Annotated in this window: 20 protein-coding genes and 3 tRNA genes; 3 read left to right on the forward strand and 20 right to left on the reverse strand. The window is 30.3% G+C overall.

The window, feature by feature from the left end; genetic code table 4:
• Window positions 1–2: 2 nt before the first annotated feature.
• The 5 genes from polA to SSABA_RS03605 all read right to left on the reverse strand — a co-directional run bounded on the left by polA (window position 3) and on the right by SSABA_RS03605 (window position 9,100).
• The gene (gene polA, locus SSABA_RS03585) at window positions 3–2,711 is read right to left on the reverse strand and encodes a DNA polymerase I (protein WP_025251226.1); all 2,709 of its coding nucleotides are present in this window, start codon (window positions 2,709–2,711) and stop codon (window positions 3–5) included.
• A 70-nt stretch (window positions 2,712–2,781) separates the two neighbouring features.
• A complete protein-coding gene (locus tag SSABA_RS03590; protein ID WP_025251227.1) occupies window positions 2,782–5,808 on the reverse strand; it encodes a DNA polymerase III subunit alpha in 3,027 nt (1,008 codons plus the stop codon).
• 19 nt (window positions 5,809–5,827) lie between these two features.
• Window positions 5,828–6,157, reverse strand: coding sequence for a hypothetical protein (locus SSABA_RS03595; protein WP_025251228.1), 330 nt, complete (start codon window positions 6,155–6,157; stop codon window positions 5,828–5,830).
• Window positions 6,132–7,334, reverse strand: a complete 1,203-nt coding sequence (gene thiI / locus SSABA_RS03600; protein WP_025251229.1) for a tRNA uracil 4-sulfurtransferase ThiI — start codon at window positions 7,332–7,334, stop codon at window positions 6,132–6,134. The genes SSABA_RS03595 and thiI overlap by 26 nt, the downstream gene beginning before the upstream one ends.
• 11 nt (window positions 7,335–7,345) lie before the next feature.
• Entirely contained in the window at window positions 7,346–9,100 is a 1,755-nt protein-coding gene (locus SSABA_RS03605; protein WP_025251230.1) for a septation ring formation regulator EzrA, read from the reverse strand.
• A gap of 314 nt (window positions 9,101–9,414) precedes the next feature.
• On the opposite strand from SSABA_RS03605, the gene rpsD reads away from it, so the two are divergent.
• Window positions 9,415–10,032: a 30S ribosomal protein S4 gene (gene rpsD, locus SSABA_RS03610; protein WP_025251231.1), complete on the forward strand. Its 618-nt coding sequence runs from the start codon at window positions 9,415–9,417 to the stop codon at window positions 10,030–10,032.
• A 63-nt stretch (window positions 10,033–10,095) separates the two neighbouring features.
• Here rpsD and SSABA_RS03615 read toward each other — a convergent pair whose 3' ends face one another.
• The 7 genes from SSABA_RS03615 to ytpR form a co-directional block, all read right to left on the reverse strand.
• Entirely contained in the window at window positions 10,096–10,833 is a 738-nt protein-coding gene (locus SSABA_RS03615; protein WP_025251232.1) for a hypothetical protein, read from the reverse strand.
• A gap of 22 nt (window positions 10,834–10,855) precedes the next feature.
• Complete coding sequence (gene tyrS, locus SSABA_RS03620) at window positions 10,856–12,097, reverse strand: tyrosine--tRNA ligase (RefSeq protein WP_025251233.1); 1,242 nt, start codon at window positions 12,095–12,097, stop codon at window positions 10,856–10,858.
• Window positions 12,098–12,122: 25 nt separating this feature from the next.
• Window positions 12,123–12,668, reverse strand: coding sequence for a hypothetical protein (locus SSABA_RS03625; protein WP_025251234.1), 546 nt, complete (start codon window positions 12,666–12,668; stop codon window positions 12,123–12,125).
• Between the two features lie 16 nt (window positions 12,669–12,684).
• Entirely contained in the window at window positions 12,685–13,035 is a 351-nt protein-coding gene (locus tag SSABA_RS03630; protein WP_025251235.1) for a hypothetical protein, read from the reverse strand.
• Between the two features lie 81 nt (window positions 13,036–13,116).
• Window positions 13,117–14,871 carry a hypothetical protein gene (locus SSABA_RS03635; RefSeq protein ID WP_025251236.1) on the reverse strand — a complete coding sequence of 585 codons (1,755 nt, stop codon included), beginning with the start codon at window positions 14,869–14,871 and terminating at the stop codon, window positions 13,117–13,119.
• Between the two features lie 53 nt (window positions 14,872–14,924).
• Window positions 14,925–15,983, reverse strand: a complete 1,059-nt coding sequence (locus SSABA_RS03640; RefSeq protein ID WP_025251237.1) for a nicotinate phosphoribosyltransferase — start codon at window positions 15,981–15,983, stop codon at window positions 14,925–14,927.
• The gene (ytpR, locus tag SSABA_RS03645) at window positions 15,970–16,590 is read right to left on the reverse strand and encodes a YtpR family tRNA-binding protein (protein ID WP_025251238.1); all 621 of its coding nucleotides are present in this window, start codon (window positions 16,588–16,590) and stop codon (window positions 15,970–15,972) included. The genes SSABA_RS03640 and ytpR overlap by 14 nt, the downstream gene beginning before the upstream one ends.
• 88 nt (window positions 16,591–16,678) lie before the next feature.
• Here ytpR and SSABA_RS03650 point away from each other — a divergent pair, with 88 nt between their 5' ends.
• A complete protein-coding gene (locus SSABA_RS03650) occupies window positions 16,679–17,509 on the forward strand; it encodes a DegV family protein (RefSeq protein WP_025251239.1) in 831 nt (276 codons plus the stop codon).
• Between the two features lie 16 nt (window positions 17,510–17,525).
• Window positions 17,526–18,383: a DegV family protein gene (locus tag SSABA_RS03655; protein ID WP_025251240.1), complete on the forward strand. Its 858-nt coding sequence runs from the start codon at window positions 17,526–17,528 to the stop codon at window positions 18,381–18,383.
• Between the two features lie 38 nt (window positions 18,384–18,421).
• Here the strand turns inward: SSABA_RS03655 and SSABA_RS03660 are convergent.
• The 8 genes from SSABA_RS03660 to SSABA_RS03695 form a co-directional block, all read right to left on the reverse strand.
• Window positions 18,422–18,497, reverse strand: a tRNA-Trp gene (locus SSABA_RS03660).
• A gap of 43 nt (window positions 18,498–18,540) precedes the next feature.
• Window positions 18,541–18,616 (reverse strand) — tRNA-Trp (locus SSABA_RS03665).
• Window positions 18,617–18,699: 83 nt separating this feature from the next.
• Window positions 18,700–19,185, reverse strand: a complete 486-nt coding sequence (locus tag SSABA_RS03670) for a Fur family transcriptional regulator (protein ID WP_025251241.1) — start codon at window positions 19,183–19,185, stop codon at window positions 18,700–18,702.
• Between the two features lie 12 nt (window positions 19,186–19,197).
• Window positions 19,198–19,422, reverse strand: a complete 225-nt coding sequence (locus tag SSABA_RS03675; protein WP_025251242.1) for an acyl carrier protein — start codon at window positions 19,420–19,422, stop codon at window positions 19,198–19,200.
• A 1-nt stretch (window position 19,423) separates the two neighbouring features.
• A complete protein-coding gene (locus tag SSABA_RS03680) occupies window positions 19,424–19,903 on the reverse strand; it encodes a hypothetical protein (RefSeq protein ID WP_025251243.1) in 480 nt (159 codons plus the stop codon).
• Window positions 19,893–21,263, reverse strand: coding sequence for a hypothetical protein (locus SSABA_RS03685; RefSeq protein WP_025251244.1), 1,371 nt, complete (start codon window positions 21,261–21,263; stop codon window positions 19,893–19,895). The genes SSABA_RS03680 and SSABA_RS03685 overlap by 11 nt, the downstream gene beginning before the upstream one ends.
• A gap of 82 nt (window positions 21,264–21,345) precedes the next feature.
• A tRNA-His gene (locus SSABA_RS03690) sits at window positions 21,346–21,421 on the reverse strand.
• Between the two features lie 69 nt (window positions 21,422–21,490).
• On the reverse strand, window positions 21,491–22,294 hold the full coding sequence (locus tag SSABA_RS03695; protein ID WP_025251245.1) for a MurR/RpiR family transcriptional regulator: 804 nt from the start codon (window positions 22,292–22,294) through the stop codon (window positions 21,491–21,493).
• Window positions 22,295–22,310: the final 16 nt, after the last annotated feature.

The raw sequence follows: 22,310 nt of genomic DNA on the forward strand, positions 1-22,310 counted from the left end.
TCCTATTTTAATTCAAATCAGTTTTTTCCCTTACTAGAGCTAACCTCCAGATTTACTTTTACTGAATCATTAATATCCATTATTTCTATCAATTTTTGTAAGGCATTTTTCATTTCAAATTCAATGATTTTAACCACTTCTTGTTCTTCGTTTAATTCAACTGAAAAAATAATTTCATCATGAATTTGGGCGACCATTTTGCTTGAAAATTGTAGTTCTTGAAGACGTTCGTTAATGCTTATCATAGCCACTTTTAAAATATCCGCCGCAGTGCCTTGAATTGGAGTATTTAAGGCTATTCGTTCTCCAAATTGTCGGACCTGGTAGTTTGAGCTGGATAACTCGTAAATATAGCGTCTGCGCTTAGATAAGGTCGTCACATAACCCGAATTTTTGACGTCACTGATTAATTTTTGTTTATAAGGTAATATATCTGAAAACGAGTCAAAATAAGCCTTAATTAAATTTTTGGCGTCAATGATTGAGATATTTAAATCATTTGCTAATCCAAAATCACTTAAGCCATAAATTATTCCAAAATTAAAGATTTTAGCAGTTCGACGCATTTCTGCACTAATCTCCCCCTCATTGGTTAGCTTAAATAACAGTTTAGCAGCTTCGCTATGGACATCACGATTTTCATTAAATATTTTAATTAAATTTTTTTCTGGAGCTAATTGTGCTAAAACTCTTAGTTCAATTTGAGAATAATCAAAACTATAAAAAACGCTTTTAGGACTGCTGATGAAAATTTTACGAACTTCTTTTTGGTCATCATCTCGAATCGAAATATTTTGTAAATTAGGTTCAATAGAACTAAGACGACCTGTCGCGGTTAATGTCTGATTATAAATTGTATGAACCTTGCCATCTTCAAAAATGTATTTTTCAAAACCCTTTAAATAGGTTGAATATAGCTTGCTAAATTTTCGGTGATCTAAAATTTTTTCTATGACAACATGGTGGGATACTAACTTTTGCAGAGTTTCTCTATCAGTACTTCCCTTATTTAAGTCTGGTAGTTGTAGGCGATCAAATAATAACTCCTTAATTTGCTTTGGTGAATTTATATTAAAGTCACTTTCAATGTGCTCTCCAAGTAAACTTCTAATTTCGCTTTCTAAAATATTGATTTTTTCTTGAATTTTTAAAGTTTGTTTTTTTAGTTCTAATTTATCCACTATTACTCCAGCTTTTTCAATTTCAAAAAGTAATTTGGCAAATTTTAAATCAATTTCGTTGTAAAGTTCTAAGAGGTGTTCTTCTTCCAAAAACTTAAAAGCCTTTGGTTTAGTTTGGTATAAATAACTTGATTTTTTAGCTAAATATTCGTTTTTAATATTATCAGCAATTGCAGAACTTTTCTTAGCACCTTTACCAAATATTTCCTCTGATTCAGGAATTTCCAAATCAGAATTTAAAGCCCTAATGTAATTTGAAAATGTCGACTTTAAGGAGTTATCTTTGATATAACCAACTAGCATCATATCAAAATCTATTGCAGCTAAATTAACTTGATAACCAAAGCGATTTAATGTCGATACCGCAGCTTTTAAATCATAAAAAGATTTTTTTAAATTATTTGAAAGTAACAGTTCTTGGAAATCTTCGTCAATTCAGCTATCTTGCCAATTAAATAAATCTTGGTTTTGGCTATTTTGAAGCTCTAAAATGAAATTACCTTTTTCATTAGAAATTGCAATACCAACTAATTCTGCCTTGTGGTAGTTTGAATCCAACAATTCAATTATTATCGCACTATTATCTGCATTATATTGTTTGTCTCATTTCTTAAGAATTTGATAGTTAATTTTTTCTTCTAAGTTGATATTGTCAGTGCGTGCAGTTAGTCTTTTAATTAAAGTGAACATTTCATATTTGTTTAAAAACTCAATTATGTTATCCAAATTTAGATTGATTCGTTTAATGTCAAATTGAGGAATTTCTACATCAGTTTTTATAGTTGCTATTTCCTTTGATAAAAACGCTATTTCTTTAGACTCGATTAATTTTTTTTGCGTGGCACCTTTGATTTCATCAATATTTTCATAGATTCCCTCAAGAGAGTGAAATTTTTGCAATAACGTTGTTGCTCCCTTTTCGCCAATCCCCGCAACTCCTTTAATGTTATCGCTGGGATCTCCCATAATTCCTTTTAAGTCTGGAACTTGTCCTGGAGTAACAGATCATTTTTCCATTAGCTCGTTTTCACCAAAAACCAGCAAATCACTTACGCCGGTTTTTGGTATTAAAATTTTGGTATTGTGATTAATTAATTGAAACATATCCTTATCGCTTGTTAATATTTCAATTTCAAAATCTGCTGCTTTTGATAAATCTGAAGATATTGTACCTATAATATCATCTGCTTCAATGTTTTCAATCTCATAGTAGGAAATATTTGCGTTTGTTAAAAACTCTCTTACGATTGGAAATTGCTGCACTAATTCATCTGGGGTTTTGCTTCGACCCGCTTTATAGTCTGGCATTTTCTCATGACGAAAAGTTTTTTTACCCATATCAAAAGCAACAACAACATCAAAATAGTCATTTTGATTTAATAAACTTGTTAGCATATTAATGAATGAATAAACTGCATTTGTAGGAATCCCTGATTTAGTTTTTAATATATTTCCTGTATAAGCTGAGGCAAAATATGCTCTGAAAATAAGTGAATTTCCATCCACTAAAAGTACTTTTTTATTTTTCATATTTATCTTCCGTTCCTTTTAAGTTTAACAAAAAATAGTCTTAATCTAAAATGTTTTAAATTGAATAATTTTAATAAACCTTCAAAATTTTATTTAGAATTCCTGTAATTTTATTGTTGTAAGCTTGTGTTTTGATTTCACCAACCATTATTTGGCCAACTTCAAGTGGTGATGTCAAACTTTTTACAGTTGATGCAAAAACAGTTAAATCAAATTTGCCGGTTTCGTCACTGATTTCTAAAAATAACATTTCATTACCATTTTTGTCTTGATGGGAGCGAATTGATTCCACAATAAATAAAACTGGACTTTTTAAATCAGGTTTATTTACTTGATTAATAGGCTTTAAAAGATCTTTGTTATTAATTTTTTCTTTAATTACTGTAAGAGGATGGTTTGATAAATAAAATCCCAAAACTTCAATTTCATCAAATCCTCTTTGAATTGGATTATCAGGTAAGAATTCCAATTTCGGATAAGTAAAAGGGCTGATTTCTTTAACGTCTTGGTTTAAATCTCCAAAAAGCAATAACTTTTCTTTGTTGGCCAGAATTGTTTCGCGATTAATTCCAAAACAATCCAAAGCACCACTCTTAGCTAAGTTAGAAAAAACCTGATTGTTTAAACCATTTTTAAAGGCTTTTGCTACAAAAATAAATAAGTCACTATAAATTTTTGGATTATTATTTTTAAGTTCTTGAAGGCCCTTAGTAAATTCCATACCAATTTTGTTAATCAAAATTAAAGGTAAATGAATTCCCAATTCATTTCCAAAATAATTACTTCGTGGGTTTTTGATTGTTGGGCTTATAATTTTAATACCCATTAATTTAGACTCTTCAATATAGCGGTTTGTCTTGTATTCATTACCAATTGCTGAACTCAACAATTCACAATAAAATTCTGAGGGAAAGTGTTGTTTTAAATATGCCAATCAATAACCAATTAATGAGTAGGCAATTGCATGAGATTTATTGAATCCATAACTTGCAAATTTCAAAATTCAACTTCAAATTTCTTGTGCCTCTTTTTGAGAATAGCCATTTTTAACAGCGCCTTGTAAAAAAATTTCATGCTCTTGAGTCATTAAATCAAAATCTTTTTTTCCCATTGCTCTTCTGACAATATCTGATTGTGCCAAAGACAGCTTAGCAACCTTCTGTAAAATTTGAATTACCTGTTCTTGATAAATAATTATTCCATAAGTTGGATCTAAAATTTCTGCTAATTCATGATTAATAAGTTCATATGAAGTTTTTTTTGACTTTCTTTCAATGTATAAGGGAATGTTTTCTTGCGGACCTGGACGAAATAAAGCAGATGCAACTGCGATATCCTCAATTGATGCAACCTTCATTTTTTGAATCACATTTGTCATTCCTGGAGACTCTAATTGAAAAATCCCAGTGGTTTCCCCCTTTTGCAAACTTGCAAAAGTATCAAAATCAGATAAAGGAATTTTTTGTAGATTTATTTTAATTTTACGAGATTCTTCAATATGCTGAATAATATTTTTTAAAGTTGTTAAGTTGCGAAGTCCTAATAAATCGATTTTAATTAATCCCAATTCCTCTAAGTAATTCATTGAATATTGAGTTTGATTTATCCCGTTATAACCAACTTTCAATGGTACTACTTCACGTAAGTCAACATCACAAAAAACTAATCCTGCTGCATGGGTACCTGTTTGACGTGGAAGCCCAATAATTTTTTTAGCAACTTGATAAATTTGAGGGTTCTGATTAATAAAATTTTCTAAGGCTGGAAAATTTTTAACTGCACCATCTAAATCCCGCAGATACTCATTACCAATTGGCTTAGTTATTTTATTTAAATCCTCTGCATCAATTCCAAATACACGTCCACAATCTCTAATAGAATTCTTGGTTCCTATTGTTTGAAAGGTTGTAATTGTGGCAACGTTGTAGCGACCATATTTTTCAAAAATATATTCGATTACTTCTTCACGACGATCATCTTGAAAGTCAATATCAATATCTGGTAAATTTATTCTTTCTGAATTCAAAAATCTTTCAAAAATTAAATTATATTCTAATGGGTCAACGGTTGTGATTTTTAACAAAAACGCCACCAAAGATCCCACTGCACTTCCTCTTCCAGGGCCCACAAAAATTTCTAATTCTTTAGCTTTTTTAACAAAATCGTAAACAACTAAAAAATAGTCAGCAAAACCCATTGAAGTGATTGTTTCTAACTCTTGTTCTAAACGATCAATGTAAATTTTTGGAATGCCTGACATTTTTTTTGCATTTTTAAAATAACCGTTCAAACTTTGCTCACAAATCAATCTTAAAAAATTATTTGAAGGAATATTTTTTGAGTTTGGATATTTCATTAAATGATTTTTTTTATTTTCAAACATATTAAAATTGCACATACTTGCAATTTTGACAATATTATCTTTATGGGTTTTTAAATCTATTATTTCAGCAATTTGATCATTTGAATAAAAATAATTTAAATCATCCACTAAACTTTGGTCTTTTAAAAGTTCATTATTTTTAATTGCTTGCAAAACTTTAAAAGCAAAAAAATCAGCTTTTTCAAAATATTTTACATCTTGAGCAAAAACTTGTCTTGCCTGAAATTCTACAGGAATTTTAAGAGCGTGGCGATCTATTCCAAAAAAAAGATTTTCAGCCAGCAATTGATTTTGAATACGTTGGGCGATCTGTTCGTTAAAATTATTAAAAAAAGAAATAATTCCTACGAGGTTTTTATCCAGCAAGCTAATTATCGTCTCAATAATTATTTCATTTGTTTGTTTTAACTCCTGACACATTATTAATGAACTTAATTTGCAAATTATTTGATAACCTAAAAGGTTTTTGGCAAATAGCGTTAAGCGGAAATCAAGATCATATTTTTTAAAATCAATTGTTAATCCAATAATCGGTTTTATATTTTTTTGTAAGGCTGCTTTAACAAAGTCAGCGGCACCATACATGGTTTCTATATCAGAATAAAATGCGAAATCAAATTCTTGTAAACTTGCAAAATTAATATAATCTTCAATGGTTATTAGTGAGTCTTGAAAATTAAAGCAACTGCGAACATTTATTTGTGGCGAGAACATTTAATACCCCCTTTGTGAATTAAATTAAAATAAAAAACAGCAACATAGCAATAATAAGGATGGCAATAATAATATAAATAACGATTCTAAAAATTAAAGGGCCCTTGGTACTAACCTTTTTTCTATTTATCTCTGAACTGTTTAATTCAATAAAATTTTTAGGTTTTTTTTCTTTTTTTTGAATTGTTGTAATGGTTAGTTCATCATCGCGATATTCTTTTGTATGTAATGTGTCTGTTGGTTGTTCTTGGTCAGAGTTTCTTACCAATGATCCTTGAAAAACTCCGTATTTCCCTTTTTGAATTCCCTTGGGAGTTTTATCTTTACTCTGTTTCTTTTCCTTTTTCAATAATTTGACCGTCCCTTACAATATAATGTGTTATTAAATTTTTTAAAGTATGTTGAACCAATTCTTCTCAAATAATTTGTTCTTCTTGTTCTTGAGCACGATGAATTCTTGGCTTTGTTACCGGGTTTTTGGGTACATACATACTACAGACATCATCAAATGGTAAAATTGACACTTCATAGGTATTAATTTTTTTTGATACTTCAATAATTTCTTCTTTATCAAAAGTAATTACAGGTCGAATAATTGGCAATTGTGAAACTGAATTAATTACATTAATACTTTCGATTGTTTGACTTGCGACTTGACCTAAAGATTCTCCGGTAATTATTGCCTTCGCTTTTATTTCGTGGCTTAGTAAGTTAGCGATTCTTATAAACATTCTTCTCATTAAAGTAATGCGATAAGATTCGTCTTTGATGTGCATAAGTTCTTGCAAGAGCAAGCCAAAGTCACAAACATAAAGCGAAAAAGTATTTTGATTGAATCTAGCAATTTTTTTAACAAGGCTAAAAACTTTTTCCAATGCTTCTGGTGTTGTATGTGGGGGGGTCATAAAATGCAAGAAGTCCACTTGCATACCTCGCTTCATTGTTAAAAAGGAAGCTACTGGAGAATCAATCCCTCCACTCAAAAGACTCAAACCTTTACCACTCACCCCAACTGGCAATCCTTTTAGCGCAGCTATTCTCGAGGTAAAAATTTGGGTTGATTCTTTTTTAACAATAATTTCGATTTTTGTTAACGGTTGGTGGACATCAACTTTGAGGTGCTCTGTATTTTGTAAAATTTTTTTCGCAACTGTTTGTTTTATTTCCTGAGAGCTAAAAGGAAAGGTCTTGTCCTTTCTTTCCACTTCTAGTTTAAATGTTCCAGAGGGGGAGTCTTGAGCAATTCTAAGGGCTAGATTTGCAATGGCATCCAAGTCATTTTCAACTTCTTCAACAACTGATAATGAATATATTCCAAAAACATCTTGCAAATTTTCCAAGACTATGTTTAGAAGCAAATCATCTGTTATATCAATCTTTAAACTATTGTGACTTTTTATAAAAATAATTTTTTCTTTGAAAGGTTTTAATTTAAATTTAATATTTTGAATTAACTTAGAAATAAAAAAATTACGATTGTTACCTTTGAGAGTTAATTCTCCGTATCTAACTTGTATGTGCTTCATATTTTCTCTTTCTAGCGTTTAGAACTTTTTTGTTTAAAGTGACTAATTTGTTTGACTGAATAACCAATTAGTTGATCTAAATGACGGTTATGATAATATTGTTCAGCTGTAGCGATTACATTTTCAGCATTGGGGACAGTATCAACAAATCTTTCCATATACAAAATTATTTCCTGAGAAATAAAATCAAGAAAAATTGTATCATTTATTTGTCTTGAAAGTTTTCAAACTCGTTTTGAAAGTTCTTCAATTCTTTCAGTTATATAATTTTTTTCCTCTTCACTATCAAATGGAGCTATTTTGCTTTGGTTAAATTGGTTAATTGCTTGGTTGAGTTCAGAAATTTGTGTTCAGTATTTTTTTAATTCAACAACACTGCGATGCTGGTTAATTTTAACTTCACACTGACTTAAGATTGACTGAACAAAAACCACATCATTAATTAGGTAGTCCATACTTGAAGTTTTTCCCTCAATTTCACTAGCGGCCTTTTCAAAACTTTCAACATTGACAACAGCTCTTTGGATAACTTCTTTGCATTTTTCTTTTAAAGATCTCAAATCAATACTGGTGATACTGTCGCTAGTATCAATTGCTGCAAAAATTTTGTAGGCTAATTCTTTTGTTTTTGAAAATTCATAGCGGCTCTTTTCAAAATTTTTTCATTCCTGAGTTGGAGCTTTATTTAAGGCCTTAATTGAGCGGTGTGCTTTTTCAATATTGTTGCAAGCAACATCAATTTCTTTAATAAATTGGCGCATTTTTTCGTCATTGCGTTCAAAAAATAATCTTAAATTATCATCGTATTCTACTTCGTTTGTAAATTGCTTAATTAAATCAAAAATTTCAGCTAAAAGTTTATTTGCTTTTTTATATTGCAGGCGCTTTAATTGATTGTTGATTTTTATTCTTAAGGTGTCCACATTCATTTCTAAAATAGCATAGCTTTCAGCATTTTTGCTAATTTTTTCATTAGCTTGGCCAAAAGTTACGTATTTATTTTTGAGTTCAATTAATTTTGTGGGAACAATCGTTAAAATTGTTGAAATTATCGTTGGAATATTATCTAATAGTTCGATTAAAAAAATTAAACTATTGTCAATTTTATATAGTACATCTCAGCTTGATTTGTAATTTCCTTCCTCAAGTTCAATGTAAAATTCCTCAAAAAAACCTTCAATTTTTTGAATTGTCTCTGTTAATTTTTTTTCATCAATTTCAATTTTTCCAAAGGTCAAAATTGTTGCTTCCTCTTTTAACTCCTGAAAAACTTCTCGCACTAAAATTGAGTTATCTCTTTGAATTAACTCGATTTCAGTTGCTGCTGTTATTTCGTCAATAATATCTTGAACTTTATTGGAAATTTCTTTTAAAGTTAGGTATATGTTGTTAATTTTATTATAGTTTGATAAAAGTGGTCGAGTTGCTTTTCGGTTATTTATAATTTCTCCTAAACTGGCAAAAGTTTTCTTTAATTCCTTTTCAAATAGCAGTTCATACTTCGTTCTTCAGACCATTAATTCTTGCTCATATAATTTATTAACCTTATTAATATTAGCAATTCTTTGGAGTAGTACCTTTAAGGGTGTGCGTTTTAACTGATCAATTAAATCAATGCATTGAGCAATTTTGGCAATTATTTTACGGTAAATATATAAAATAACAATCAATGTGACAAATATCACAAAACAAGCAAAAAAAATACCAATACCAATAAAATTAGTTGGTTTTTGAATTCAATCAATTTCATATTCTATATTTCCCATTTTCTGCCCTCTTATAAATTATTATAGCATAATAAAAATGACTATTATTTTAGTATTAATTGCAATTTTGAAGATATTCTCATTTTCAAAATACGGCTAAAATTTATGCTGTTTGGTAATTTAAACTTGATTATTTTCTTGTTTTATATATAATTATCTTTGTTATATAAGATATCTGCGATTAAGTATATTAAAATAACTGTCTATTATATTTTTAAAGTAACCTTTAGCAGTAAAGGCGAATCAGTAGACTCTCTTTAATAGGACTTATAACTTATCTCATGTTAACGAAATTAGAAATATGGAGGTTTTTTATGTCAAGATATACAGGCTCGACATTCAAAAAAGCTCGTCGATATGGTTTTTCTATTTTAGAAAATGGTAAAGAGTTTAGCAAAGGTAAAAAACGCACAACAGCACCAGGACAACACGGAGCAAAACGTGTTAAATTATCTGGTTATGGATTGCAAATGCAAGAAAAACAAAAAGTTAAATTTATGTATGGGCTAACTGAACGCCAATTTCGTAATACTTATGCAAGAGCAAAAGGTATGCACGGAATTACAGGAACCAACTTCTTGCAACAACTAGAATCACGCTTAGATAATATTGTTTATCGTTTAAGTTTATCAATGACTCGTCAAGGAGCTAGACAGTTAGTTAACCACGGTCATATCCTTGTAAATGATAAAAAAGTTGATATTCCATCATACAACGTTAAAGTTGGGGATGTTATTAAACTAAAAGACAGTATGGCTAAAAATTCAAAAATAGTTGAAGCAATTGCCAATAACCAAGCAACAGTAAGTTTTGTAAAATTTGATAAAACTAAACTTGCTGGAGAATATGTTCGTCTACCAGAACGCTCTGAACTAAACCAAGAAATCAACGAAGCACTAATAGTTGAATGATACAACCGTTTAATTAAATAGAAATGTAATTAAATTAAAAAAATGACTTTTTAAAGTCATTTTTTTAATTTAATACTACTTATTTTAATTAATTCTTTTTAAAATATCTTGAACAATGCTTGTGGTCATTATAAAAGCAGATGATTCTGCAATAGCTTTGGCAGCGTTAATGGTAAAAAAAGTTAAATCTTCAAAATCTAAATCTTTTTTGAACCTGTTTTCTTCAATCAGTTTATTTGCTTTTTGTAAAAATTCATCATTTGCCTGCAAAAGTTTTTTTGTAAGAGAAACAATTTCACTCAAAGATTCTGCTTTGTAAATTTCAGTTAAATTTTTTTCGAAAAAATCGAAATTGATGAAGTTGTCATTTTTTTTACACAATGAGTCAAAAACTCTAATAACATTTGAAACTTTGCTTTTTAATAACTGAATTGCAAAACTATTATTAACAGTTGATTGATCCAAATTTTCAACTTCAGAGTTATTACCTAAATATTTTATTATTGAAATGCACTCCACAGCAGATTCTAGATTGTTTTTTGCTAAACGAGAGAAGACAATTGCTTTTAAAAAATCTTTCATATCTTGATTATTTTCAATTTGAATCTGGTTTACTAAACTTTCAATTTTTTCTAAAGTTGTTGAGATCGCTATTATTAAGTCTTCTAACTTATTTAAGTTATCCTCGATTTGAACTGTTTTGGAAAGAGTTTCTAATTCATTTTTAATTTCTTGATTATCTTTAAAAACGCCACTCAGTTCTGAGCAGTAATACTCCGCTAAAGATTTTAGATTATTTACTCCAATATCACTTAATAACATTGCCAAAACTCCTTTTTTTAATTTACTTAATTATAATAACATAATACTTTCTTTTTCCTCTTTTGATAATGTAGAACTTTTTATCGATTATTGGGAAGTCTTCTAAAATTTTTTTCTCATCAGTTAATACTTCATTATTAATACTGATGGCCCCTTGGGAAATAAACTCTCTAACTTCTCTATTAGAAGAAGCTGCACCAACTTTAATTAGAGCTTCCAAAACACTTATGCCTTTTTGGGCTTCTTGACAAGGTAAGGATGAGATCGCTTGTTTCAAAGTATCACTAGATAATTTTAAGATATCCCCATTAAAAAATGCTTTTGAAATTTCTTGTGCTTTTTCTAAACCATTTTTGCCGTGGACAAATTCTGTCATTAGTTCAGCTAATTTAGTTTGCATCAACCTTTTTGAGGGTGCTAATTTATGTTCTTCAAAAAGCTGATTAATTTGAACTTCATCCAACATCGTTAGAAATCTTAAAAGCATTTGACAGTCATCATCATCTTGATTTAAAAAGAACTGATAGAATTCGTATTCGCTTGTTTTGGTTGAATCAAGTCAAACTGCTCCTGATTCGGTTTTTCCAAATTTAGTTCCATCCTTTTTGGTTAGTAAATTCATGGTGACACCACAGGCCAATGACTGATCTTTTCCCAAATTTGAAGAAATGTAATCAATTCCACTTGTGATATTTCCTCACTGGTCACTTCCCCCAATTTGGACATGGCAATCATTATTTTTATATAAATGGAAGAAGTCAAATGCTTGTAACATTGTATAAGAAAACTCGGTGACACTTAATCCTGTTTCTATTCTCGTAGCAATGCTTTCCTTAGCCAATAAGTAACTTAAATTAAATGACTTTCCTACATCTCTTAAAAATTGAATTAGTGTCATGTTTGATAGCCACGAAGCATTATTTTCAAAGGTTATATTTGCAATTAGGCCCTTTAGTTGCTTGCTAATTGACTGAACATTAAATTCTAATTGTTCTGGGGTTAAAAATGCTCGTTCGTCTTTTTTGAAACTTGGATCACCTATCATCCCTGTGGCCCCTCCAACAACGGCAATGGGCTTAAAACCAAATTTTTGAAAACGCATTAAATTAATAATTTGAATTAAGTGGCCAACATGTAGTGAATCAGCTGTTGGGTCAAAACCACAATAAACACCTTTATGATTATTTTGAGCTTTGATAATCTTCTCTTCATTTGTTACTTGCTTTAACAGTCCTCGTCATTGTAGTTCTTTAATAATACTCATTAATTTCCTCTTTCTAATAAATATTTTATTCTTTTTCGGACTTTTTAGTTTTAATTTTTCGAATTGCTGTTTTATTTTCTTTTTGAGAACTCAAAAGTTCTATTTCTTGATCACTTGGCTGATGAATTTTTTTAGCAGTTTCAACTGTTGGGACATTCGCCTTTTCATAGAAATTAGTTGCACCATCAATCGCACTAACAGCCATTCCCGCCACATCTTTTGTAATCGCAATTACGTTAGGTGAGGAAATTGTTGCTTTACCAATTTTTACTGCTGAATTTCCTAATTTTTCTAATGCCTTGTAAGCTATTTCCTTCGTTTTTGCTAAATCAAGCTCTTCACTTGCGGTACGAACTGAATCAAGCTGCATTTCGATGTTAGCAACAACTTCATCAGATTCTTGACCTTGTGATTTTTCCCAAGCTTCCTCTAGAGTAATAATTAATCTTTTTAACTGTGGACGATATTTTTTTAAACTTTGCATAAAATCGGCTCGAAGTTCGATTCCTTTTTTAGGAGCCAACATCATTCCAAGTGTAAAAATTCCAGCGACCTTTATTAATTTAAACATAGCCATACCAACCTAACTAATCTGCTGAATTTGCAAATTCTCGTAACTTATCAACTAATTTATAAGCAATATCACGGTTTTTTGTAGCAACCTTAACCCATGATTTGACATTACGTTTTGCAAAAGCATCAAAAATATCAATATAATTTGACGCTTTGGCAATTGTTTCAACTGAAGCGTTTAACATTTCAGACTTATATGCTAAATCTTCAAAAAAGTAATCGACTTTTTTGGCAGCAACCCCAATTTTTCTTAGCGTTACCATTGAATAAAGAACTAAAAAAATTGTCAATACCAATAAGATAATAATTAAAACAATTTGAGTCGTTTCAACTGATGCACTTGCAAAAAATATAATATTTCCCATAACAATTTGTCCCTTTACTAATCCAATTATACATTATAAAAAAGATTATGAATTTTTTTTATTAAAATTCATAATCTTTTCTTATTGTTTAAAATAGTCTTTTCACCTTTTTGACTCTGGTTTTTTAATAACTTTTTGAAGTTCAATGGTGTCCTCTTGATTTTCAAGCTCTTTGACTTTAGCCATTACCATAGTGTTGCTTCAACCTTTTTGGTTTGCTTTGGCAATAGGAAGCTCTTGGGTAAGCGTCAAATTTGCCTTTTCGTTCATTTTCATCATTCTCTCAAAGATGGGATTGCGGTCTCGCATATACTGCAGGTTACCGTGATTTTGCAATTGTTTATGGTAATTTGATTGTCAATTTTCATTTGAAGAAGTAACCTTATCAAAGCCTTTGCCGTTTTGAATTCGATTGTTAATAACTTTTAATTTATTTGCTCGTCCCGCTGATGCGATACTTGCATTTTCATAAATTTGCTTACGACGATCCTTCAAATTTAAGTTTTGAAAATCTGATTTAATTTTAGGCATTTCCTTATCAATCTGACGCATCGCCTTGACGAAGTTGCTTTTAATCTCCAAAGTTTGTTGATCATCTTCATTATTTTCAACTTGGTATGAAAATAACTTCTGGGCATCAATTTCCATTGTCTTTGTTTTGGCGATAAGTTTATCTAGTTTTTTTTCTAATTTATCATAAGTTTTATTAATAGTTTTAAAACTTTTTTCAACGGCTTTTTCACTTAATAATTCTTGGGGCGGTTCTAAGTCTTTAATTCTGGGTAATATTAAAGTTGGATCCAAGAAACGATCGTTACCTCTGCTGTTAATCTTTGTACCATTATTGACATCTCGTTTACGTGGAATAATCATTGATTCCTTTGCAAAATCTTGACCAGGGTTAGCTAGTCTATTTTGGGATTGAGATTTATGATTTTCTTTTAACAGCTCTACGGACTTTTTTAATTGCAGTTTCTCTCCTTCATTTTTTTTCAAATGCTTTTGGGTTTCTGCCATCAAGGCATTGCCTTGAGCAGTTTTTCCTTGATTCAATTGAAGCTTTTTAATTTGTGCTTCTAATTCTTCTAATTCTTTTTGTTTTTCAAGAAGAACCGCCTCTTTTTTTGCTAAAATCTCTAGCTTGCTGTCAATATTTTTTTGTAAATCCAATAGTTCTTGGGTTTTTTGCACATCTTCTTGTTCGTTATGGATGTTATTAAATTTTTCAAACTTTTTAGAGTTTTTTTCAGCAACTTGAAAGTTAAACGAACGCGTTGAACTCAAGGTATAGTCTTTTCGATTTTGCTCTCTTAAATTTGATTGTTCTTCTGATAAACGTCGTGCTCTTTGTAAATCTGTTTCATAAGCTTTATTGGTATTTTGTTGTAAGTAATCACGTGCGCGGTTTGAATAACTATTCAATTCTGATTTAGTTAAATCTGTATACAAATCCTCTGAGTGGATACCCGAGCGACGCGCTTCTTCAATTCTGCGCAATTTTGAAATTACTGGATTATTTTCTTCTAAGTCCTTAACTAGACTGCTACTATTTTTTTGAGCGTTTGCAATAACTTGACCCAGCGGTCCAGAAATCTTGGGGCGAGCTGCTTGTTTAATCTCACTTAGGTGTTGGCGCATATCATTTTCTTGGCCCGATGAGGCTGATTCTGTATTTAGTTGAGAAGGATTTTGGTTTTCGTTATCACTAAAAACTGGGTCCAAGTTCAAAACCGGGTCATCATCAAAAGCTCAATGATTTGGCTGACGTTCTTTAGTTTCAGCTTGGGATGATTCTATGTTATTTTCCTTTATTTTATTTTTTTTAAAAATTCCCATAATTGTCACCCTTTTCTAGATATATTTTACTATTTTTAAAAATTAATGTAAATTTAATTTATTCTTTTTAGGCGTTGTGATTCAAAATATTCACGGCCAAATTTTGCCTGTTTTTGATGATTTAATAAAACACTATCTCCTGTAAAACTACAAGTCGGTTTTGTAATTGCTTCACCAACCCCATAAACATCAACTGGGGCGCGTTCATTTTCAAATTCTGTAATTTTATTAGCATCAAAACCTGAAGAAACTATTATTTTAACATCACTAAAACCTGCGCGATCAAGTTCAAAACGCAGCTTTTTAACCAAAGTTATATTTACCCCTGTTAAGTCACCATTATTTTTTTGTAAATTTAAATCTTGCAAACTCTTATCTGTTAAATTCTTGGCAGTATCAATTCTCACAAATTTGAGCCTATTTTTAAATGCTTTGGCGCAATTAAGGGCATCGGTTATGCAATCATTATTATAATCAACCAGAGCTACCAAGGGGCTTTGTGGATAGGTTTTTTCAAAGGCATTCAGAGCAGCAATTAAATCACCATTAAATGCTTGAATTAAAGCATGGGGCATTGTTCCCGAAGGTTTTTCAACCCTTAAATCATCAATAAATTCCAAAGCCGCTGGAGAAACAAAGTGCAGCATCCCCCCCAAATAAGATGCTAAGCCGTCAAAACCCTGATTTAAATAAATATCGGCGCGATCGTTCATATTTAAGACTTTTTTACCACGAGCTGCTTGCAAGATTTTTGCTGAATTAGTGGCAACACTTGTCATTCTTGATAGAATCCCATCAATCATGCCTTCTAAAAAGCCAAAGTCTTGATAATGCCCTGTGATTCTTAAAACCGGTTCTAAGGCATCAATTGTTGAACCATCTGGGAGTGCTCAAATTTCTAAGTCATCAAAGTTTTTACAAGCAAAATCTAGCAAATCTAAAACTACTTCAATCCCAGCTAAAGTAGCATTGGGAGTTCTTTGAAAAAATTGCATCGTTACAATGGCTTCAGGATTTTGTTTTTCTAAAATCGTGCGTGTTTTAACAAAATAATCAGCTAAATAATAATCCTTTAAAATTCTTTCGTCAAAGTGAAATTTATTTTTTTTCATTTTCTAGTCTCACTTTCATAAAGTCTTGACCCAAACGTGGCTCTCAATTCTTATCTAACACTATGATACCAACACTATTCATACCAGGGTCGATTATCCCTAATTCTCTAGCCGAGCACAACATTCCATTAGACTCGATTCCCTTTAATTTACCTGCAATAATTTGTTGTCCTGATGGCATTCACGAACCAATTGAGGCAAGGACCACAATTTGGCCTGCTGCTGCATTTTCAGCACCACAAACCACTTGAAGAAGGTGATTTCCGTTGTTAATTTGACATTTTTTTAAATGAGTTCCTTCAATTGGTTCAGCTGAAACAATTTTTGCAACTGTCATTTGAGGTTCAGGTGATAATAGTGGTAATTTAAGACTTGTCAACTTTTGATTAACAGTTTTAATGGTTTCTGGGTCATGGCTTACCCATCCTGATGGTATTTTGCTTGCATCAAGATCAAAAAAATTAATACCAACAATCTCTTCTGCTGTTTTCAAAATTGCTGCGTTTTCACTCTTTTTAAAAATTGTCTCACTTACCAACTTTTCGCTAAACTTAACTAAAAGCGTGTTAAATTGTTTATTATAATAAATACCTGCCTTTTTATTCATAAAACATTCCTAACTATTTTTCTATTTCTATTGAATATTATTATATCAATTATATAATAATATAGTCTTAAAAAGATGAAGGAAAAAAATGAAAATTGCAATACTAACAGATTCATCATTTGATGGAAATAAGAAAGACTTTAAGGACCTATTTGTAGTTCCCTTAATGATTAGTCGCGACAACGCAGAACAAATTAAAGATGATGAGCAACTTTCTTTTGATGAATTTTATAAAATGTTGGAGAAGGAGAAATTAAAAACTTCTCAGACAATCCCTGAGGATATGTTGACAGCCTGAGATAATCTTTTGAAAGAGTACGACCAGGTAATTGTTGCATTACTTTCTAAAGGCCTTTCAGGTCAGTTCAATACAGCTACAATGCTTGCAAAAGATGAGCCTTATAACGGAAAAATATTTGTTGTTGATACAAATGGTGTTAGTTCAGTTCTAACCCGCGAAATTGAGCAAATTAGTAAATGAATTGAAGCTGGTAAAACAGGACCAGAAATTAAAGAATTAGTTGAAAGCGAACTAAATAATAAATTTACCACTTTTATCATTCCAAAAAATTTAGAAGTATTAAAGCGCGGGGGAAGAATTAAGCCCGCAGCGGCTGCATTAGCAAAATTATTAAAAATAACTCCAATACTAAGATACGATGGAGAAATCGATAAGTTTGGGACAACAAGAACTTTTAAAAAAGCAGTTAAAGAGGTCCTAGAAAAAATAAAAGAGGAATGCCCAGGAATTGAGAAGATTGATATTAGTTATTCTAAATCAGATGACTCAGTCCTAGAGATGGTTAAAGAGGTTGTTGCTGAAAGTGGTCTAAAAATTGATATTTTTTGTCAACTATCAAATGTAATAGCTACTCATACAGGAACTGAAACTTTTGCCTTTATCGGTTGAAAAAAATAAGAAGGGAATTAAGAACATGAAAATAGGTGTTTTACTAGATAGTTCTAGTGGTGCAATTAAAGAAGAACTTCAAAATACTAACATAGATGTGATACCACTACACATTATTTTAGAAGATGGAACTGATTTGAGTGACACTAGGGAAAATATTGAAAAATATGACGTTTACAATCGAGTTAATAACAAGGAAAATGTAAAGACAAGCCAGGCATCCCCTGGAGAGCTTGAAATAAAATATAATGAAATGTTAGAAAAATATGATCACATCATTCATATTACTATTACAAAAAATATTTCAAGTATGCAAGATACTGCAATTATGGTTTCAAAACAACCAGAGTTTAATGGTAAAGTTACAGTTCCAGAACATAATTTAGCAGCATCAGCAATTAAAAGTTGCGGTCTTTACTTAAACAAAATAATCAATGAAGGACAAAAAGATATTGAATATTTAGTTAATGAAATTAATGAGTTTGAAAAAAGCTTTGTTGCCATTATTGTTCCAGGAGACTTATCAAAATTGGCCCGAGGAGGAAGAGCTGTTAAAATATTTGCTTCGATTTTAAATGCATTTAAAACTAAAGCTGTAATTCATTGGGCGGCAAAACCAAAAAAAATTGCAATGGCTAGAAAATTGAGCATAATTATCGAAAAGGTTTCAGGATTACTAGAAAAAACATATGAAGGCGAAGAATTTAACTTGACTCTTTTAACAACTTGAGACATTCAAAAACGTCTTTTAGAAAATACACGGGTTGATTTAAATAACGCTAAAATTTCCTTTCAAGAGACTTATTTACCATCTATTTATGCAGTCCATGCCGGGATTGATACATTAGGTTTCATTGCCACAGGTAAAAAATTTGAATATTAAAAAAACTGGTTTAAAACCAGTTTTTTACTTTTTTAAAATGGCAGGGGTGACAGGACTTGAACCCGCGACACTCGGATTTGGAGTCCGATGTTCTACCAACTGAACTACACCCCTATAAAAAAAGACCACATTCTCTTGTGGTCGTTCCTTTTTGAAATGGCAGGGGTGACAGGACTTGAACCCGCGACACTCGGATTTGAAGTCCGATGTTCTACCAACTGAACTACACCCCTATTTTCAACAAAATAATTATACTTTATTTTGTTGAAAAAATCATTAAAAATATAAAAAAACCCAACTTATGGGTTTTTTTATACTAAAATTTATCAACTATTTTGTTTTCGCGAGTCATATCCACTTGCGGTTTACCTTCTTTTTTACAAGTATCACACATTCCGTGAGCTTCAATTTTTAAATGGTTTGATGTTAGATTATTTGAGGTACAAATAGTCTTGATTTCATCCAATAAATTTTTTTGCTCTTCTGATTCAGGAATATGAACAACTTTTGCACATAAATCACATTTTAAGTGGATTGAACTGTCTCCCAATACCTCATAAATAATATGTTTTCCGTTAAAAGTATTTGCAAAAATTAAATGTTCATTCAATAACATGTCCAATGTATTGTAAACAGACATTACATTAACCGTTCCAAATTCGCTTTCCACTTCTTTTATAATTGCACTTGCTGATACATGTTGTTTTCTGGTAATAACCTTAATAATTGATAATCTTGCTCCGGTTAATCTTACACCTTTTCTCTTTAAGGCTTGAACCATTTTCTCATATGTCAAAGTCATTTTTTTTCACCCTTATTTTTTCAAATTTTCAATAATTTTTTCTAGTTGTCCAATTGTTTGGATACCTGGTAATTCATCATCAGGAATGGTAAATCCAAGTTTTTCCTCCAACTCAACAACTAAATCCATTAGATCAAGAGAGTCTAACCCAAGACTTTTAAACAATGTGTCTTTTGTTATGTCCCCTTTTGCTCCCTTTTGCTTTAAAGCTTTTTTAATTTCTTCAAAATATTTCATGCTAGGCCCCCCGTTTTAAATTTTTTAAATTGTAAACTCAATGATATTTATAAATTTTGTTTTTACCATAAGATACCTTAATTAAAGTTGGTCTGTCTTTAAAATTAACCTCAAATTGCAACTCTGAGGATTCTGGAATCGGTATTAAATCTAATCATTTCTTAATAAAACTATATTTAAAATACTCTAAATTAAAATAATAATTGTATGATTTTTCGCCATCTTGGATTACTAAAAAATTTAACACTTCATTAATCGAAAAAACTAAATTTTCAGGAGGCAAGCCTAAGATATCCTCTTGTTCCAAGTTTGATTCTTTTTCTGAATCATGATCAAAAATTAAACTTCTGCTCTCTTCATACTGCATTTCATTAAAGTGTATCTGTTTAATTATTCCATACGATAAAAACGCTAAAGAAACAACTAATATTGATGCTGTTATAAAAATAACTACAATAAATCATAATTTTCTACGACTCATACTGAGCACTATTTTCTAGTTGTAGAAAATCTTGATAATTGAAGTTATCAATATTAACGAAATGACTGATTATCTCAGGAGTAAACAAAAAACAAAACTTATATTGTTTTAATGAGTCTCCATTGTTTATATTATCATATTTATTTAGAAAAAACATATTATAATTGGAAATGATTTTTTTAAAAATTTCACTTTTTAAGCGAATAGTTTCACCAGCATATAAAATTTTTAAGTCTAAAAATAAGTGTTCTAGCTCATTTGGGTTTTTTTGAAGGCCTTTTGTGCCTTCGTTATCATAAGCTTCTCTAACAACATTTAAAAATGGGTCAAAAATTGTTCTATTTGAAATTTTTAAATTATAACGTTTATTCCATCCTAGGGCATCAGAAATTAAAGTTTCTTTATTTTGAAAATCGACTTTTAAGTCAATTGAGTATGACTGATTTATTTTTTTACCAGTCTCTGATTTTATTTCTGCAATTGCTGTGGGTTGTTGATTTACAAGAACTCCCTTTTCTATTAAATCATAAAATTTGTTAGAGAAGCCAAAGTTTTTTAAGTCTTCTTTTTTAAATTTTGGATTTGGAATTATCTGAGAACTTAGCGATAAAATTTTTGTAATTGGCCTTAAAGCAGGATTTGATTCAGGGTTTCAATCGATTTTTAATATTCTAGTGTAGAGACTTTTATAAAAACCATACTCGTTATTGATGGGATTATATTGCAAATATGCAAAAGCCAAATTTTGATCCTCGCGACTTATTAAATTTCCATCTTTGTATTTATCTTTAAAATTAGAGTTTGTATCAATATGGATAAGTCCGTATTCAGTTTTACGCGCTCCATAATCCCTGGTTTCTTTGGTTAGTGAATAATCATCATATGTTAATTGATATTGTAATAAATTATGATAGTTTTTTTTAATCAAATCTGCTGGAATTTCTATTTTTTGAAAGCCCTTATAGCCACTATAGCCTTCAGAATCGTTAATAGTCCAAATAAGATTTCCAAAATCAATTTCGTCTTTTTCGGCTGTCTTAATGACTTCGTTGTTAATCCCATTTTTAACAAGTAATTTTAATTTGACATTTGCAAGGTTCACTTTATAAGGTTTTTTTGAAGTTTCCGATTTAAAAAGATTGAAATGACTTTCTTTTCAACTCAAATTAGGTCTTAAAAATAAATAGTAAACTGCCGATTTGCCTTTTGTTTGAATTTGATTTAAAAAGAAAGCATCTAGACTCACCTTGGAACTATTATCTAGTTTTCCAGTAATTGGCTCGATTAATAATTTTTGTTCCTTAAATATATCATTGGTGATTGGTAATTGGTGCGTTTTTGGATTTTCTAATATTTGCATTTTTACCTCCAAGTCTATTTCGGATTTTTCAAAAAAAAATACAAAAAAACCTAGTTATAAACTAGGAGATTAATCTTTAAAATGGGGCGTATAAAGGGAATTGAACCCTCGTATGCTGGAACCACAACCCAGTGCGTTAACCACTTCGCCATATACGCCATATTTGTTGAATTTCAACAAAATAATTATACAAAAAATAAGAAATATTTACAAATAAATTGAAAGTTTTATTCAAAAAACTTCATAAATCTTTTTTTATCACTTGATACGATTGTTGTAAATATATTTTGAAAAACAAAAAGTAGCGAAAACAAAGAACTGGATTTATTAAACCACAACGGATGGTCCTTATCCTTGATATTTATAACGCAATCAAAATTATGACGATAATTGATGTTAGAATTAATAGTTATAAAAACTACTTTTCCTTTATGATTTTTAATCTCGTTGGCAAATGAAATTAGGGTATTATCAGTTCCATAGCACACAAAAAAGAAAACAAAATTATCATCACTATGTTTTACAAAATATTCTAGTTGTTGATTATTTTCGATGAAAACTGGAGGTATTCCAATTGTGGTCATTTTTTGACTAAATTCTCTTGACATATTGTGGGTTGCATCGGTGCTCACTAAAACCACAGTTTTTGTTTCAAATACCAACTTTGAAATAATATCATAGCAACTATTTTCAATTATATTATTATTTTGAGTTAAAACATCAGTGATTTCGTGAAGTAACTTTTGAGAAAAGTTATCATCATTATTAAAAATAACTTTACGATTTTGCTCTTTTTCGGTTAAATAAATCTCACAAACAACCCTTAAGCCACCATAACCATCTAACTCAAGATCTTTACAAAAACGCGTTACAGAAGATGGAGAGGTAAGAGACAATTCAGCTAGCTTATTTAGGGAAAATGAATTTATGTAATTTAAGTTTGTCATAATAGTTTTTGCAATGTAATTTTTCTTATCATTGGGGTTTTGTGAAATTTCTTTTATTTTCGAAATAATATCATAAACATTCATCTTTTCACTACCTAAC

The organism is Spiroplasma sabaudiense Ar-1343, assembly GCF_000565215.1.
Lineage (GTDB): Bacteria > Bacillota_I > Bacilli_A > Mycoplasmatales > Mycoplasmataceae > Spiroplasma_B > Spiroplasma_B sabaudiense.